The organism is Sphingomonas sp. (genome assembly GCF_050725575.1).
Classification (GTDB): domain Bacteria; phylum Pseudomonadota; class Alphaproteobacteria; order Sphingomonadales; family Sphingomonadaceae; genus Sphingomonas.
Genome location: NZ_JBOHHW010000004.1, coordinates 64,968 through 81,745 on the forward strand (window position 1 = coordinate 64,968; position 16,778 = coordinate 81,745).

Here is a 16,778-nt window from a genome sequence, read left to right on the forward strand (position 1 = left end):
GTAATGAACTTTCGCTGCACAAGCTTTGTATGCGCCAGTGTCTTCGCGCTCGTCGTCTCGGGTAGGGTCCGGGCGCAGGACCGGCCGGTGCCGGCGTCCGCCGCGGCGCCCGAGCCCGACCAGGGCAACGACATCATCGTCACCGCGTCCAAGCGCGCGGAGAAGCTGCAGGACGTGCCCTCGGCGATCAACGCGATCAGCGGCGAGCAGCTCGTCCTGGCCGGCGTGCAGAATCTGCGCGACTATTCCTCGCTCGTGCCCGGATTCTCGCTGCGCGACATCGGCAATCCCGGACAGGCGACGATCGTGCTGCGCGGCCTCAACACAGGGCCGCAGCAAGGCACCGCCACCTCCGCTTTCTACATCGACGATGCGCCGTTCAGCGCCAGCGGGTTCATCTCGGCGGGCTCGTTCATCAACCCCGATCTCGACATCGCCGATGTCGAGCGGATCGAGGTGCTGAAAGGCCCGCAGGGCACGCTTTACGGCGCGAACAGTCTGGGCGGCCTGGTGAAGGTAGTCTCCAAGCGCCCCGACGCGCATGCGCCGCTGTCGGGCATGGCGATGATTGAGGGCACGACGATTGACGGCGGCGGCACCGGCTATGCGCTGCGCGCGGCACTCAACGTGCCGCTGGTCAGCGACGTACTCGCGATCCGCGCCAACGGCGTCTACCGCCGCGCGCCGGGCTGGACCGACAATGTCGGCACCGGCACCAAGGACGTGAACCATTCGCGGATCGCCGGCGGCAAACTGGCGCTGCGCTTCACGCCCGGCAACCGCTTCACGTTCGACCTGACCGGCATCTATCAGGACATCGACAATAACGGCTACGCGCAGCAGGACAACGTCACCAGCACGCTGACGCCGCGATACGGCCGCGACAAATACCTGAACGTGCTGGATTTGGGCAGCCACCTCAGATACACGCTGGCCAGCGGCATCGCCACCTACGATCTCGGCCGGGTGTCGTTGATCGGCTCGGCGTCCTACGCCAAGTACGACACGCGCGTGAACTACGATTACACCGAAAACTATATCGGCTACACGCAGATCGTGCCGACGCTGGCGGCGATCATACCGCCGGGCTCGCAGGGCATCGCCGAGCTCAGCCCCAACATGAAGAAATTCTCCGCCGAGCTCCGGCTCGTCTCCAGACGGATCGGGCCGATTGAGTTCGTCGCCGGCGGCTTCTACACCGACGAGAAGAATCATTATCGCGTCGATATCCTGGTGAACAATGCGGCGGGCGTACCGCTGCCGGGCGCCGCCAACCTGCTGCTGAAATCGGATACCCTGTCCAATTACGAAGAGGAGGCGGCGTTCGGCAACCTGACCTTATATCTTACCGACAAGCTCGATGTGACCGGCGGCCTCCGTTATGCCCACAATTCGCAATTCGCCGAGACGGGTGGGCCGGGATCGCTGACCTTCTACGTGCCGCGCGCGACGGTCGATTTCAATTTCAGTGACTATGTCACGACCTATCTAGGCGCGCTCCGCTGGCGGCCCACCCCGTCGCTCAGTTTCTATGCCCGGGCGGCGAGCGGCTACCGTCCCGGCGGTCCGCAGACCAACCCGACGCCGCCGGCCGGCGCGCAGACCTCGATCCGTGCCGACACCACCTGGAACTATGAAGCCGGTGTGAAGGGCTCGATGCTCGGCGGCGTTTTGTCGTTCGACGCCTCGGCCTACCATATCGACTGGAAGGACATCCAGCTCAACACGCTGTTCGGTGGCGTCACGCTCCAGGCCAACGGCGGCGACGCGAAGGTCGACGGCGTCGAGCTGTCGTTCACTGCGCGACCGACACGGCTGCTGACGTTCTCCGCCTCGGCCGGCTACACGAATGCGAGAATCAGACGGATCGATCCGGGCGTGCGCACCTCGACCGGCGCGAACATCGGCGACCGCCTGCCGCTTACCCCCGACTGGACGGTGTCTCTGCTCGGCGACCAGCGCGTGCCGCTGCGCGGCGATGCGACAGCCGATCTCGGCGCGACCCTGCGCTTCCGATCCGACATGCCGAATTCCTATCCGGGATCGGCGCTCAACCCGAACATCGAGATCCCCGATCTCACGACGCTCGACCTGCGCGCCGGCGTCGATTTCCACCGCTTCACGGTTCAGGCGCGGGTCGAGAACGTGCTGAACGCGGCAGGCTACACCACCATCACGACCAACAAGATCTATGCCGCGCAGCCGGTCGCGTCGCAGGGCATCGTGATCCGCCCACGTAGCTTCACGCTGAGCCTCACAACCAACTTCTGAACGAGACCTGATGCCATCATGACCGTTTTCACCAACGCCCGCCTTTTCAACGGCACGAACGAGCGGCTCATCGGCGGGGAGGCGGCCTTCGCCGACGGCCGCATGGCCGAGATATGGGATCGGCCGCCCACTCTCGACGATGGCGAGGCGATCGACTGCGACGGGCGCACGCTGATGCCCGGCCTCATCGACGCACACATTCATGCTTATTCACAGAGCGACAATTTCCACGACAATGTGGGTTCGTCGGAATCACTGGGGGCGTGCTGGGCATATCAAATGCTGGAGCGGATGCTTGATCTCGGCTTCACCACCATGCGCGATACGGGCGGCGCCGATTACGGCCTTTTCCTGGGGCTGGAGCGCGGCTGGATCAGGGGCCGCAGCTCTATTATTGCGGCAAAGCGATCAGCCAGACCGGCGGTCACGGCGATTTCCGCAACTCGCACCATTGTGGCGACCATCCTCTGGTGTGCTGCTGCGGCTCGCTCAACGTGATCAGTGCGGTCGTCCACCGGCGACGCTCTCGATTCGATCCGATTCGTCGACAACGAAGTGCTGACGATTGTGGACGAAATGGACTGCTACGGCGCCTATTGCGCCGCGAATATCCATCCCGACAACGCGCTGAAGCGCGCGATCAAGCTTGGATGCATCGTTGCATTTGTAAGGCGCGCGGGCGAACCGGAACGTTTGGAGCCAGGGGGGATGAGCGCGCTTGATCACGGGCGGGATGCAGCGAGGGACGCTCAATGTCGGCGCATTACTCGACTTCGCGGCGGTAGCGCATCCGGATGTCCCGATCGTTTCGCAAGCCACTGACGAGCCGACCTTCCAATACGATTATGCCGGGCTTTCGCGCCGCGTGGCCGCGCTGGCGCACGCGTTGCTTTCGCTGGGGATTCGCTCGGGAGATCGCGTGGCGACGTTGGCCTGGAACACGCACCGTCACGTCGAGCTCATGTACGCCGTGCCGCGCATCGGTGCGGTATTGCGTACGGCCAATCCGCGGTTGTCCGACGATCAGCTCGTCTACATGCTCGATCACGGCGGTGCCGGTTATTTGCTCCTCGATCCCACCATGCTGCCGCTCGTCCAACGAATTGCGCCGCGGCTCGCGCATGTCCGCCGATTCGTGATGCTCGGCGCTGCGGCCCAAGACGGCAAGGACGCGCTCGGGGCGCTCGATTACGAAACGCTGATTGCGTACAGAAGTGTGTCGTTCGACTGGCCGGAGGTCGACGAATACGCGGGCGCCCTGCTGTGTTATACCGGCGGCACCACCGGCGATCCCAAGGGCGTGTTGTACAGCCATCGCTCGATCGTTCTTCACGCGCTCGCGGCGGGCCTGACCGGGGCGATGAACCTCAGCGCGTTCGATGTCGTGATGCCGTGTTCGTCGCTCTATCGCGCGAGCGGCTGGGGGTTGCCTTATATCGCCCCGATCAACGGGTGCGCCCTCGTCCTGCCGGGTAGCGATTTTTCGCCGCCGGGCCTGCATGCCCTGATCGAGCGCGACGGCGTAACCTTTGCCGGCGGCGTGTCGACGATCTGGACGGGTCTGCTTGCGCATCTCGATGCAACGGCGGCTCGAACCTCGCTCAGGCGCGTGATGATCGGCGGCTCGGCGGTCTCGCGCACGATGTTCAACCGGTTTCGCGAGCACGGCGTCGAGGTACTGCAGTTGTGGGGGATGACCGAAACGAGCCCGCTTGGCGTCGCCGCGACGGCGACGCCCGCGCTGGCCGCGGCGACCGGTGGCGATCTGGAGGCGACCCTGTGGGCGCGACAAGGGCGCCGGGTGTTCGGCCTCGAATTGCGGATCGTCGATGATCGAGGCGGCCCGGTCCCTTCCGACGGCGAGACTTCGGGCGCGTTGCAGGTGCGCGGACCGTGGGTCCTACAGCGCTATTATGGCGCGCAATCCGACGCGGTTGATGCCGATGGCTGGTTCGACACAGGCCACGTCGCGACGATCGATGGTCAAGGATTCGTTCGCCTGACCGATCGCGCCAAGGACGTGATCAAGTCGGGCGGCGAGTGGATAAGTTCGATCGACCTCGAAAATGCCGCGGTGGCCTGCCCCGGCGTGCGGATCGCCGCCGCGTTCGGCGTCCCGCATCCCAGATGGGACGAACGGCCGGTGCTGGTGATCGAGCGCGATGACGACGCCGGAGTGGATGCTGCGGAGATCAGGGCGTTTCTGTCGACCCGGGTCGCGAAATGGTGGATACCCGACGCCATACTGTTCGAATCGGTGCCGCTGACCGCGACCGGCAAGATCGACAAGAAGGCGTTGCGCGCCCGGTACGACACTTTATTCATGTCAGGAGCAAACGAATGACACAGATCATCCTGGAAAATGCGCGTCTGTTCGACGGGTTTAGCGAGGATTGCGCGACCGGCATTTCTGTATTGGTCGAGAATGGCACGATTCGCGAGGTTTCGGACAAGGAGATACGTAGCGACGATACCCGGCGCATCAACGTCGCGGGCAAGACGCTGATGCCGGGGCTCATCGACCTTCACATCCACGCTTACGCGAGCGATGTCAGCATCGCGAAGGTCGATTTCGCCGACGCACCTTATCGTACAGCGCACGCCATCCGGATGCTCGGCCATGCGCTCGATTGCGGCTTCACCACGGTGCGCGACATCGGCGGCGGCGACTGGAGCCTTGCCCGTGCGATCGAGGACGGGCTTATCCGCGCGCCTCGCTTCTTCTACGCGGGCAAGATCCTGTCGATGACCGGCGGCCACGGCGACATGCGCCAGATGAGCGAAAGCGAGCATAATCACGGCTATTGTTCTTGCAACAGCATGAATACTCTTGCCGTGGTAGCAGACGGCGTTGACGAATGTCTGAAAGCGGTGCGCGAGGAGTTGCGGCGCGGCGCACACTGCATCAAGATAATGGGCTCGGGCGGGGTCGCCTCGCCCACCGACCCGATCTGGATGAACCAATATCGCGAGGACGAAATCCGCGCGATCGTCGGCGAATGCAATGAGCGCCGTACGTATGTCGCGGCGCATTGCCACCCTGCAAGCGCGGTCCGGCGCTCGATCGAATTCGGTGTGCGCTGTATCGAGCACGGCACGCTGATGGATGCCGATACGGCCGCGTTCGTCGCCGAGAATGGCGCGTTCGTCGTACCGACGATGGCGATCATCTTCGCGCTGGTCGAGATGGGCAAGCAACTCGGCTTCCCACCGCAGAGCCAGGAAAAGGCCGAATTCGCAGGCAAATCGGCGGTCGCTGGCATGGATCACATGCGCTCCGCCGGCGTGAAGGTCGGGTTCGGCACCGACCTGCTCGGTGTAACCTACGACCAGCAATGCCGCGAATTCACGATCCGTAGCGAGGTGTTCACGCCGCTCGAAATCCTGCGCCAAGCGACGTCAGTGTCGGCTCAAATCCTGATGCAGGACGACAATCTAGGCTGCGTCAAGCCCGGCGCGCATGCCGATCTGATCGTCGTCGATGGCGATCCGCTCGCCGACATCGGGCTGCTTGCCGACGACGGTGCAAAACTCGACCTGATCATGCGCGGCGGCGAACTGGTCAAGAACCGGCTGTGACGCGTTCTTAGCGGCTCGCTCACAGGCGCGCTGCTCCGAGCGCCGCTTCGGCACTTGCGTCCGTCGTCGATGATACTCGGATTGCGTTCGGATCGACGGCCGCCGGCCTCGGCATCGATAATCTATGTCGTTAGGTTCGCGCGGGCGTTCAAGGCGGCGATCCGTGGGGGCCGAATTTTGCCGTCGGTTTTGCCGCGTGCGGCATCCATCGCGTCATGGCCGCACAATATATCCATGTAAATACGGGCTGTCCGACGGCGCTCTGCGGTGGTGTTCTTCACGCCAATCGCATAATAGCCGATCTGATGAAAATATAGGATGCGTGCACGAATCACCGCCTCCTCGTCCAAATAGCCCAGCACCCGGAAAAAACGTTCGAGGACTGCCATGCGATGGCGGTCCGCGCGCTCGACCGCCCATGCCGCCCGCTGATCCGATCGTGACCATTCGCGCACGGCCATGTCGAAACGATGGTCATAGCCATCCTCTTCGATCAGTCGGGCAATGACGTGGTCGATCCATTGGGCGGCCGAACTCGGCGTGGTCCCCGGCCCTTCGTCGGGAAGGAAGTGACATGTGCTGTCCCAGCGGGCCAGCAGCGCGCTGAGCAGTTCCTCGCGATCGCGAAAATTGTGGTAAAAGCCGCCGCGGGTGACGCCGAGACGAGTCGCGAGCCTATCGACCTTTACACCGGACACCCCCTCCTCGATCAGCGCGCGACGCGCGGTGTCAATCCAGGTCTCGACGGCTACCTTGACTGAGCGCCCTGCCATGCGTTGCTCCCATTCTGACCGAATTTCATGCAGACGCTATGCTTTATCCGATGCCCGTCCGCAATGCGGCTGGTGACGTCCGCGAGCATGGCAAGGGCATATTCGGTATTTACACTTCAATTCGATGCACTAGTGTATCTCTATTGTTAACAGGGAGCAGCGCCGTGACACGCCACGACGAAGCGATGATGATGAAGGCGATCGTCCAGATCGAACAGGTGTGGCGGGAAGTCCGGCACGGCCTGTTCCTGCGCCGCGATCTTGGCGAGCCCATCACCGACCTGCCCGATATCGGAGAAGAGGCGGCGATGGCTCGCGGCGCCCGCGCGCGCGGGATCCTGAACGACATCGATGCGATCGACGCAACACTGCTTCCCGGCGAGATCGCGACGACGCTGGCGGTCGCTCGGGTTGTTGCGACGCGGCTCGCGCGCGAGGGTGAATGGTACTGGCTGGTGTTCGACCCGCTCGGCGTCGGTTTCTTCGCAATGTTCGCGCCGACCGCCTATTGTGCTGGATTCCTGCTCAATTCCATCCACGCGATCCTCGCGGCGCACCCCTTTGCTCGGGTCGGCGATCTCGATCGCTACCTGGCCCTTGTCGAGGATTACGCGCGGCTCATCGACCAGATTCGTGAGCGGACCGAGGGACAGGCGGCGCGCGGCATCCGCATGCCCGTCGTGCAGCTCGATCAGTCGATCGAGCTCGTCGCGCGGCTCTCCGCGTCCGCGCCGGCAGCGCTCGCGCCTTCACCCGACCGGCTGGGCGCGGTCGGAACGGAGGAGGGGCGCAGGCGGATCGACCAACGCATCTCCGACCGTGTCGTCACCGCCTTTGCGAACCTGGCGGCGTTTCTGGCCGATCCTGCCTATCGCGCCGCCGCGCCGGAGGGGGTGGGTATCGCGCAATATCCCGGCGGCGCGGAGGTTTATTCCGCACTGATCGAGCAGCACACGACGCTCGCGCTGACCTCCGCCGAGATTCATGCGGAGGGCATCCGGCGCATCGCTGCGATCCGCGCCGAGATGGGGCGGCTGAGCGAACAGGCCGGGCTCGATGGCACACCCGAAGCCTATGCCGCAGCGATCGATGCCGATCCGGCGTGGCGCGCGGTGGATGTCGACGGAGTCGAAGCGGTGTTCCGCCGCTATATCGACCGGATCGCGCCGCACATCGACACGCAGTTCAACTTCAAGCCGCGCGCGCGACACGACGTCGCGGCGCTGCCCGCTGAGCTCAGCGCGTCGATGACGTTTGGTTATTATGAGCCGCCCACTGCCGACCGGCCGATCGGGCGCTACCTTTTCAACGCCGAAAACCTGGCGCGCAACGCAATGCACAACGTCGCCGCCCTGAATTTCCACGAGCTGGTCCCGGGCCATCATTTCCACTTCGCCTCGCAGCGCGAGAACGACATGCTCCATCCGCTGCGCAAGAATGCATTCTTCAATGCGTTCAACGAGGGCTGGGCTGAATATGCCGGTAAGCTGGCGGGCGAGATGGGCATGTATGCGGCACCCGAAGAGCGGTTCGGACGGCTCGTCATGGACGCATTCCTGACCTGCCGACTGGTCGTCGATACCGGTATGAACGCGCTCGGCTGGAGCCTCGAACAGGCACGCGACTATATGCGGGCGAACGCGTTCATGCCCGAAACCGAGATCGCTTCCGAAAGCGTCCGCTATTCCTGCGACATTCCGGCGCAGTCGCTTGCCTACAAGCTCGGCGAGCATTTCCTGGTCGATCTGCGCGAGGCGATGCGAAGCGCGCTCGACGATCGCTTTGACATCCGTGACTTCCATGACGCGGTACTGAAGCCGGGAGCGTTGCCGCTGCCGATGGTCGCGGCCAATGTCGCGACCGCGACGAACGAACTCGCGGCGACGTGAGCGGCACGGCCACCGTGCAACCCGCCGGCGCGGCGGTGTGGCACCGTTATAGCCCCGCCCGGCGCTGGGGATTGCTGGCGATCCTGTTCCTCGTCTCGCTATCCAACTATGTCGATCGTCAAGTGATGTCGGTGCTGATCGAACCGATCAAGGCCGAGTTTCAGGCCTCCGACACGATGATGGGGCTGCTCAGCGGCTTCGCGTTCGCGGCCTGCTATGCCGTACTCGGCATTCCCGTCGCGCGATTGTCGGATCGCGGCAACCGGCGGATAGTCATCACGCTGTCGCTGGCAATCTGGAGCATGATGTCGGTCGCCTGCGGGTTCGCCCGGAACTTCACGATGCTAGCGCTAGCGCGTACCGGCGTGGGCGTCGGCGAAGCAGGAGCGATTCCGCCGGCACAATCGCTGATTGCTGATTATTTTCCTCCCGAACAGCGCACGCGCGCGCTCGGCATTTTCATGGCCTCGGCAACGGTGGGCTATCTGATCGCGTTCATGGCGGGGACACAGCTCGCAGCAACCTATGGGTGGCGTATGGCGTTCATCGCACTGGGCTTGCCCGGTTTGCTGCTCGCGGCGCTGGCCTGGCTCGGGCTTCATGAGCCGCGCGCCGGACGCTCGTCGGCGACCGCACAAGCGCAACACGAGACATTCCGCCAGACACTTCGTGCGCTTGCAGACAAGCCGAGCTACGTGTTCATCAACGTCTCAATGGCCCTGTATTTCCTGGTCGCCTATGGCGCGATCACATGGCTTCCGGCCTATATGGGCCGCGTTCTGCGACTGGAGCTGACCGAGATCGGCGCCGCTTATGGCGCGGTTTCAGCGCTGGGCGCGTTGGTGGGAACGCTTGGCGGTGGTTTTGTCATCGATCGGCTCGCCAAGCGCAATCCACGCCAACTGGCGCAGGTGCCGGGACTGATCCTCATCGCCAGCTGTCCCCTTTATGAACTGGGGTTGTTGACGAATACTTTCGGTGTCTTTCTGGCAATGGTGTTTATCGCCGGCGTAGGCCTGAGCGCGGCGGCACCCGCGATGTTCTCGGCGCTCCATCTGGTCTGCGGCTCGGCGCGGCGTGCGATGGCGGTGGCGATAGCGTTCTTCTTTGCCAACCTGCTCGGGCTCGGCTTCGGGCCGCTGATCACGGGCGCATTGAGCGATCTGTTCACGGCGCAGTTCGGCCCTGTTGGGCTGCGATATGCGCTGATGGCGGCGCTGGCGCTGCTGATACCGGCCGGCATCGCGCTGTGGCTGGGTGGGCGGACGCTGGAAGCCGATCGCGAGGCGTGATGAGGACCGCAAATATGTCGGATATGATTGGGCGTCGGCTATTCGGCACGTCGCTGAAGTCATGACCGCACGAATTATCGATGGTCGCGCCTGCGCCGCGCAACTGCGCGCCGAATATCCCACGCGAATCCGGTCGCTGCACGAGCAAGCCGGTGTCACCCCCGGACTGGCGGTGCTTTTGGTCGGTGACGACCCGGCGTCTGCGGTTTATGTGAGCAACAAGGTCCGGGCGTGCGACGCGGTCGGCATCCGGTCATTCACGTTCTGCCTGCCGACCACGATTACCCACGCCGAACTTCTTGGGCGGATCGTCGAATTGAACAACGACGATCGCATCCATGGCGTGCTCGTGCAGCTGCCGCTCCCACCACATATTGATATGCGCGAAGTCTTGGCGACGATTGCCGTCGATAAGGATGTCGATGGCTTTCATCTCTATAACGTCGGTGGACTCGTTACGGGCGGAACGGTCTTTTCGCCATGCACGCCCTATGGGGTCGTCAAATTGTTAGAAAGCGAGGCGATCCCAATTGAGGGGCAGAATGTCGTCGTCGTCGGCGCTTCGAACATCGTCGGCAAGCCGATGGCGCTGATGCTGATGGCGCGTAATGCGACCGTTGCGATCTGCCACGCCAAGACGCGCGATCTCGCGCAATTCACTATCCTGGCGGACATTCTGGTCGTCGCAGCCGGGGTGCCGAACCTCATCCTGCCGCAAATGGTCAAGACCGGCGCGGTGGTCATCGATGTCGGTATCAATCGCCTGCCCGACGGGCGTATTGTCGGCGATGTCGATTTTGAAGGCGTCGCGAAAAAGGCTTCCGCGATCACGCCGGTCCCAGGTGGCGTCGGCCCGATGACTGTGACCATGCTACTCGACAACACCATCCGGTCCGCCGAGCGCATGACGGCGGCTGCGGTCGGACTATGGCGACCATCGTCTCTCTAAAAAGGGGGCGCTATGTCAGCAAACTCACTTTCGCCGATTTGAGGCACTGATCACGTAAACAGGATGTCTCCTGGCGCGAGCGCGCCGACAGCGTAACCATCCGCCGAGAATGCCAGAACTACCTCATCAAGCCCGGGGATTCGTCAGCGTAATCTCATCAGACTCAAGTGTCCCGAATCTGAAGTTCGCTATTGTTTAGACTCAATTGTGCGCGAGGCCGGTTTCCTGCGAAGGGGAGGTCGATGAGGAAGTTGCGCCTGGCGATAGTGGAGTTGACGGCGTCGGATCGGGCCGAACTGGGGGGTTTGCGAGCCGGCGGAAGACGGCGCAGGCGCTGGCTCTGCGAGCACGGATCGTGCTTGGCTGCGCGTCGGGGATGCACAACAAGGATGAGGCGTCAGCGCTTGGCGTTGACCCGGTTGCGGTGAGCAAGTGGCGGCGCCGTTTCCTGAGCCACGGCCTTGATGGTCTGCGCGACGAGCCGCGTTCTGGCGCTCCGCGCACGGTTGACGATGTCCGGATCGCGGCGGCGATCACCCTGACGCTCGAGAGCCTGCCTGAAGATGCGACGCGCTGGAGTTCGCGGGGGATGCCGCGGGCCAGCGGCCTGTCGGTCTCGACGGTGCAGCGGATCTGGTGGGCCTTCGGGCTTCAGCCCCACCGCGAAGGCACTTTCAAGCTGTCGACCGACCCCGATTTTGTCGACAAGGTAAGGGATATTGTCGGCCTCTATGTGAGCCCGCCCGCGCACGCCATCGTGCTGTGCGCGGACGAAAAGTCCCAGATAGAGGCGCTTGATCGCAGCCAGCCGCTGCTGCCGATGCGCCCCGGCCAGATCGCCAAACGCACCCATGACTATACCCGCCACGGCACCACATCGCTGTTCGCCGCGCTCGATATCGCGACCGGCCATGTGATCGGCAAATGCTATCCCCGGCACCGGGCGAGCGAGTTCCGCAAGTTCCTCGACGAGATCGAGGCCAATGTCCCGGCCGATCTCGACGTCCACCTGGTCATGGACAATTATGCCACCCACAAGACCCAGATCATCCGCGACTGGCTGGTCAAGCGCCCGCGCTGGCACGTCCACTACACGCCAACCAGCGCCTCATAGGTCAATCAGGTCGAACGCTTCTTCGCGTTACTCACCGAGCGGCAGATCGGGCGCGGTCCATCGCAGCCTCGACGCCCTCAGCCAGGCCATCACCAGCTTCATCGAACAGCACAATGCCGATCCCAAACCCTTCCGATGGACCAAATCCGCCGATCACATCCTCGCATCCATCGAGCGATTCTGTAGCAGAAATATGCCCCAACGAACTTCCGGTTCAGGACACTAGGGGCTGTGGGGATTTAGGATTTCCACAGGGGGCGAGAACGTGATTCAAGCTTTTGAAGCAAGCGGTGCTATGGATTGTGCGAAGGTGCGCATCGCTGTCGGTGCCTTCGGCGGGCTCAGTTCACCGTCGCACCGTACGGAGCGAGTTCAAGCACGAGGCTGTTGCGCTGCGGGAGACGAGCGGGTGAATAACAGTACGACCCGGCTTGGAATTGGGTGGCCGCACCTCGACCGAAATCGCCGTTGCTTCCCAACGAACACTCATCAGGGAAGCCCTCGGCCCTGCACCGGCTCAAATTCCGCGACCCGCGCCGGATAGGGCAGGTAGGGAAAGCGCACCTTCAACCAGTCAGGGTGGGTCGCGCGCTTAAGGTAACCCTCCCGATTGCCCAATTGCATAATCTCGCTGGCGAGCGCCACGTCTTCGACCGACCGCTTGGTCTGCATCGACATCGATCGCGACGTGAATCGCCCGCGGGTTCTAGAGCGGCTAATATCATCGCGCTCGACTTCGCGCCCGCCGATCAGCTGGGACGCCAGCTTGGCCGTGCCGCCGCCATCGCTGGCACCAGCTCTGAGCAATAGTAAATTTCCGCAGTTCTCGATGATCGTGTGGGCACCCTCGCCGTAGACCGCCTTGACCTGGGCGAACGACTGAAACCCGATCGTAACGCAACCGCCGAACTTCCGAAGTCGCGCCTGTGCGTCCCTGAGCCCTTCGATTCGGCCAAGCGCGTCGAGTTCATCGACATGGAACCAGATGCGCCTATCGCGCGAGGGTGATAGCGACAGCGTCTCGAGAATGGCAATGTTCATCCAGCAGGAGAGGAGGCCCCTCAGCGCTGCGATCTGATTGGCAGCATAGGGCATCCAGAGCGAGCCGGGCGCTTCGCGGACCCATCGCCGGATGGAGAAAGGCTCTCCCTGCAATTGGGCAATGAAACGGAGATGACCGATCACGGGCGCCAGCGTCCCCAGAATGCTGGCCAGCATTCGCTCGCCGCCTTTTTCGAAATACCTTGCGGCTGAGGTGCCTGCGCAAAGGCTCTTGAGTTCCTCGACGGTTCCCTCGCCCAGCATCGTGATCAGCTCGCTCGAGTTGCCGAGGCGGAGCGTGACGAAATTCTCGATCGCGGCGGCGAGCAACTGCTGGGCATAGGTGATCCACTGGTCGTGATCGCCTTGGCCGAGGTGCGGAAGCAAGGATTGGGCGAGGAACGCATAGTCGCTCGGCCGCTCGATCTCACTTAAGAGATCCCAGCGGGCGCAGCGACGATCGAACGGATTGAGGATGACGTCGCCATCTTGGAAGAATGCGCTCATCGCCGCGCCTTCCGGATCGGCGACCACCTGTCGATCACCGCGCGCGATCGCATCCGCCATCAACCCGCGCAGCGCCGTCGACTTGCCGGAGCCGGTCGCGCCGATCGCGGCGACGTGCATGGTCTCGTCCTCGGCGGAAAGCGGGACGCCGGCGAGCGCCACACCGCTGGTGAGGCGCGCGCGAAGTAGCCTTTTCCAGCCGCCGGCGGACACGCGCAGCCGTGTGCCGCGAAGATGCTTGGTGTTGCGAGGCGAGGCGGCGAGCCGCGCGGCGATCACACCGATCAGAAATGCGAACGTCGCAGGCATCATCACCGCCATCGGCCAACTCTCCGCGCGGAAGGCCTGGTAAAGCCACACTCCCAGCGCGCCGCCGCCGAGCCAACCGAGCACGGCAAACACGATCGGCCGCGCGGTGCGCCGGTCAACTCCCTGTACGACGCCGACCGCGACAACGCCGGGCAGTACCGCGAGCGCGAACCAGAGATGGTAGTGGTGAAGCGCAAGCCAAGCCCAGCGCTGATCGAGCCAAGGCTCGAGGTGATGGCGATGGTTCCAGTGCTCGCGCATCAGGTCAGGCATCGCAAACCGATCGCCCAGCGGGATGACAAGACGGATCAGAGGCCAGCACAAGCCAATAGTGATCGCTGCCGACAGGAACGCGATCTGCTGGACACCAGCATCGATGCCGCCACCGCTTGCCGTTGAAGCGCCTGTACTCAGGTTCGCCATCAGCGTTCGGCTCCATAATCATAGTCGCGGCCCTGGGTTGGCGAGGCCTTCGCCGCGGCGAGCGCGTCGCGCATATTCTCAGGCGTGGGTTTGGGCGCGTTGACCCGCGCCGCAACCATCGCGCGCAATTCCTCGGCGCGCTTGCTCGTCGGTGCAGCGGCCGATCCCGCGCTTCTGCCAACCGCGCCGAACCGCTCGTGCGACGGGCTGCCTGAAACCGGCGTGGTGGGCGCTCGCTTGCGTTCCTCCCCCGCGGACGACGCGCCGGTCTGCTCGGGCGCGGGGCGCCCAAGCACCTGGCGCAGGAGCGCGGTTACACCGCGTTCCTTCTCCCGGCTTGACGGAACGCCGGTGTAAGGAAGCGTGTCGCTGCCCGGACGCGATGACGATGCGCTTCCCGGCTCATAATCGAGCGCCATGTCCTTTGGCCGCTCGCGCGCGAGCGCGTGACGCAACTGCGCTTCGTCCGCGAAATCGTCGCGGCCATAATGGAGCGCGGCGCCCGCGCGGTGACGCGACAGCGCGACATAGGTAGCGTGCGCGTCCAAGCCCGGTGTTGCCAGCACATGGGTGCGGTCGACGGTCATCCCCTGAGCCTTATGGACGGTCGCCGCGTAGCCATGATCGACATGCGCGTAGGATTTGAGATCGACATGGATCCGCCGCCCGTCGTCGAGTCTCACTGCCAAGAAATCGCTCGCCGCCTTTTCGACGGTGCCGCGCGTGCCATTCTTGACGCCGAGATCGCGCTCGTTCCTGAGGAACAGGATGCGATCCTGTTCGGCGAACTGGCGTAAGCCCCCCTCGGTTTGCACCGTGACATCGCGGCCAACGTCTCCCGCACGCGCGAGGCGCTCGCGTGCGGCCTGGTTCAACATGGCGACCTCCTTGTTCAAATGGGTGAGGATGATGCGCGATGCAGCGGGGTCGGCCCGGCGTTCGGCGTCCCAGCGATCGATCAGCGTGGCGCGGGCGGCGTCGCGTGTATCGGCGGCATGGACCATGCCGGCGTCCGAATACGCGGCGATCGCCTCGCCGGTACGCCCGGTGGCGAACGCTGTCGTCGCCTCGCGCATCCATTCGGCAGTCTGGCGTCGCACCTCGCCGATCTCGGCAGCGCCGTGGCGCTCGGCGAGCAATCGGAACGCAGCCCCAGCCTCGATCGCCTGGAGTTGCTGCGCGTCGCCGACCATCACCACCTTGGCGCCGGCACCGGCGGCTTCGGCGAGCACGCGCTGCAATTGCCGCGTGCCGATCATGCCGGCCTCGTCGACCACCAGCACATCGCGCGATGTCAGCCGATCGCGGTCGCGCGCCCAGGCATGTTCGAGGCTGGCGACCGTGCGCGACGCTATGCCAGAACCGCCTTCTAGATTCTCGGCGGCGATGCCCGAGAGCGCTGTGCCGCGCACCGTATAGCTGGCCGACTCCCACGCCTCACGGGCGACGCCGAGCATCGCCGATTTGCCGCTGCCGGCATAGCCGACGACAAGGCTAAGACCGGTGGGCCGGGTGACATGGTCGAGCGCGTTGCGCTGATCGGCACCCAGCATCATGCCCTGCTTTTCCGCGGCGGCGACCGCATGCGCGACATCGTGCGTACCGAGCGCATGCCGCTCGGTGGCGAGCTCGTCCGCGCCTCGAATCAACGCTTCTTCGGTGCTCAGCATCGAAGCCGTCGTGAAGCGCTCAGCACCGCGGCCGTCGCGGCCCAATGCGAGCACCGAGTCATGGCCGCGCATTGCGGCAAGCACTTGGTTGAACTGTTCGTGCCCATCCGAATGACGATGCGCGAACATCGCCAGGTCACGATGCGTGAAGGTCGCCTGTTGCCGCGTCAGCGTCTCGAGCCCCACGCTGGGGTTCGTGATGATCGCGACGCCATTTCTGCTGGCGATCTCGCGATGATCGCCAACTCGTTCTGCCTCCTCGCCCTTCTCCTCGCGCCGCGCGGCGGCGGCACCGATCTTGTGCTGCGGTTCGAGCTCGACGCCCTGCTCTTCATAGCTGCGATGATCGATGCGCGCTTCGATACCGAGCGCCGCGCACCGGTCGTTTACGTGGGACGCCCAATTCTCGCGCCAGCTTTGCAGTAGCGCTGTCCCGTTCCACTCGCGAACTTTGGCAGCGAACCCGTCCGGTCCGACCGCGCGCATCGCGAGCATGACATGCGCGTGCGGCTTGGCCTCACCGTCGGCGCCGACGTCCCAATGCACATTGAGATCGGCGACCATGCCGCGATCGACGAACTCGGTCTTCACAAAATCGCGGGCAAGCGCGATCCCCTGTTCCCGCGATATCTCGCGAGGAATGGCAAATTCGACCTCGCGCGCGAGCTGCGCGTCCTTGCGCTTTTCGGTCACCTCGACCTCGTTCCACAGCGCTTCGCGATTGCGCAGGTGCTCGGGCGCGCCCTCGGGCAGCATCACCTCGGAATGGACAACGCCGGCCTTGTTGGTGAAATCATGATGTCGGCCAAGCCGCTCGTCATGGAGGCGGGCCGCCGAGCGATAGGCCGCCGCCGCGACGGCGCTGCGGCCCGCGCCGCGTCCGATCACTTTTGCCGAGAAATGGTAGATCGCCATGATGGCAACCCAATTACGCCACAGACCGCGACGTCGGTACGACGTA

10 protein-coding genes and 1 pseudogene are annotated in these 16,778 nt (G+C 64.0%); 8 read left to right on the forward strand and 3 right to left on the reverse strand.

Translation table 11 applies throughout. From position 1 onward, the window contains the following. The first annotated feature begins 87 nt into the window (after positions 1–87). From ACRECS_RS04160 to ACRECS_RS04175, 4 genes are all read left to right on the forward strand, one after another. Positions 88–2,271 (forward strand): TonB-dependent receptor, encoded by a 2,184-nt coding sequence (locus ACRECS_RS04160; RefSeq protein ID WP_431581696.1) that lies wholly within the window; start codon positions 88–90, stop codon positions 2,269–2,271. A gap of 18 nt (positions 2,272–2,289) precedes the next feature. Next, positions 2,290–2,769: an amidohydrolase family protein gene (locus ACRECS_RS04165; protein ID WP_431581697.1), complete on the forward strand. Its 480-nt coding sequence runs from the start codon at positions 2,290–2,292 to the stop codon at positions 2,767–2,769. Positions 2,770–2,989: 220 nt separating this feature from the next. Further along, positions 2,990–4,615 carry a long-chain fatty acid--CoA ligase gene (locus ACRECS_RS04170; protein WP_431581698.1) on the forward strand — a complete coding sequence of 542 codons (1,626 nt, stop codon included), beginning with the start codon at positions 2,990–2,992 and terminating at the stop codon, positions 4,613–4,615. Then, positions 4,612–5,850 (forward strand): amidohydrolase family protein, encoded by a 1,239-nt coding sequence (locus ACRECS_RS04175; RefSeq protein ID WP_431581699.1) that lies wholly within the window; start codon positions 4,612–4,614, stop codon positions 5,848–5,850. The genes ACRECS_RS04170 and ACRECS_RS04175 overlap by 4 nt, the downstream gene beginning before the upstream one ends. Positions 5,851–5,972: 122 nt before the next feature. Here the strand turns inward: ACRECS_RS04175 and ACRECS_RS04180 are convergent, their stop codons facing one another. Continuing rightward, positions 5,973–6,623: a TetR/AcrR family transcriptional regulator gene (locus tag ACRECS_RS04180; RefSeq protein ID WP_431581700.1), complete on the reverse strand. Its 651-nt coding sequence runs from the start codon at positions 6,621–6,623 to the stop codon at positions 5,973–5,975. A gap of 164 nt (positions 6,624–6,787) precedes the next feature. On the opposite strand from ACRECS_RS04180, the gene ACRECS_RS04185 reads away from it, so the two are divergent. The 4 genes and pseudogenes from ACRECS_RS04185 (at position 6,788) to ACRECS_RS04200 (ending at position 12,093) form a co-directional block, all read left to right on the forward strand. Beyond that, entirely contained in the window at positions 6,788–8,512 is a 1,725-nt protein-coding gene (locus ACRECS_RS04185) for a DUF885 domain-containing protein (RefSeq protein ID WP_431581701.1), read from the forward strand. Next, the gene (locus tag ACRECS_RS04190) at positions 8,509–9,804 is read left to right on the forward strand and encodes a spinster family MFS transporter (RefSeq protein ID WP_431581702.1); all 1,296 of its coding nucleotides are present in this window, start codon (positions 8,509–8,511) and stop codon (positions 9,802–9,804) included. Before ACRECS_RS04185 ends, ACRECS_RS04190 begins: the two co-directional genes overlap by 4 nt. Before the next feature lie 61 nt (positions 9,805–9,865). Beyond that, entirely contained in the window at positions 9,866–10,753 is an 888-nt protein-coding gene (gene folD / locus ACRECS_RS04195) for a bifunctional methylenetetrahydrofolate dehydrogenase/methenyltetrahydrofolate cyclohydrolase FolD (protein ID WP_431581703.1), read from the forward strand. 242 nt (positions 10,754–10,995) lie between these two features. Beyond that, positions 10,996–12,093 (forward strand): annotated as a pseudogene (locus ACRECS_RS04200) (IS630 family transposase). Positions 12,094–12,356: 263 nt separating this feature from the next. On the opposite strand, the gene ACRECS_RS04205 reads toward ACRECS_RS04200, so the two are convergent. Beyond that, positions 12,357–14,147 carry a type IV secretion system DNA-binding domain-containing protein gene (locus ACRECS_RS04205; RefSeq protein ID WP_431581704.1) on the reverse strand — a complete coding sequence of 597 codons (1,791 nt, stop codon included), beginning with the start codon at positions 14,145–14,147 and terminating at the stop codon, positions 12,357–12,359. After that, complete coding sequence (gene traA / locus ACRECS_RS04210) at positions 14,147–16,732, reverse strand: Ti-type conjugative transfer relaxase TraA (RefSeq protein WP_431581705.1); 2,586 nt, start codon at positions 16,730–16,732, stop codon at positions 14,147–14,149. The genes ACRECS_RS04205 and traA overlap by 1 nt, the downstream gene beginning before the upstream one ends. Positions 16,733–16,778: the final 46 nt, after the last annotated feature.

Coding starts and splice junctions, on each gene's coding strand:
- ACRECS_RS04165 (WP_431581697.1), top strand. CDS start 2,290: ATGACCGTTTTCACCAACGCCCGCCTTTTCAACGGCACGAACGAGCGG.
- ACRECS_RS04175 (WP_431581699.1), top strand. CDS start 4,612: ATGACACAGATCATCCTGGAAAATGCGCGTCTGTTCGACGGGTTTAGC.
- ACRECS_RS04180 (WP_431581700.1), bottom strand. CDS start 6,623: ATGGCAGGGCGCTCAGTCAAGGTAGCCGTCGAGACCTGGATTGACACC.
- folD (WP_431581703.1), top strand. CDS start 9,866: ATGACCGCACGAATTATCGATGGTCGCGCCTGCGCCGCGCAACTGCGC.
- ACRECS_RS04205 (WP_431581704.1), bottom strand. CDS start 14,147: ATGGCGAACCTGAGTACAGGCGCTTCAACGGCAAGCGGTGGCGGCATC.
- traA (WP_431581705.1), bottom strand. CDS start 16,732: ATGGCGATCTACCATTTCTCGGCAAAAGTGATCGGACGCGGCGCGGGC.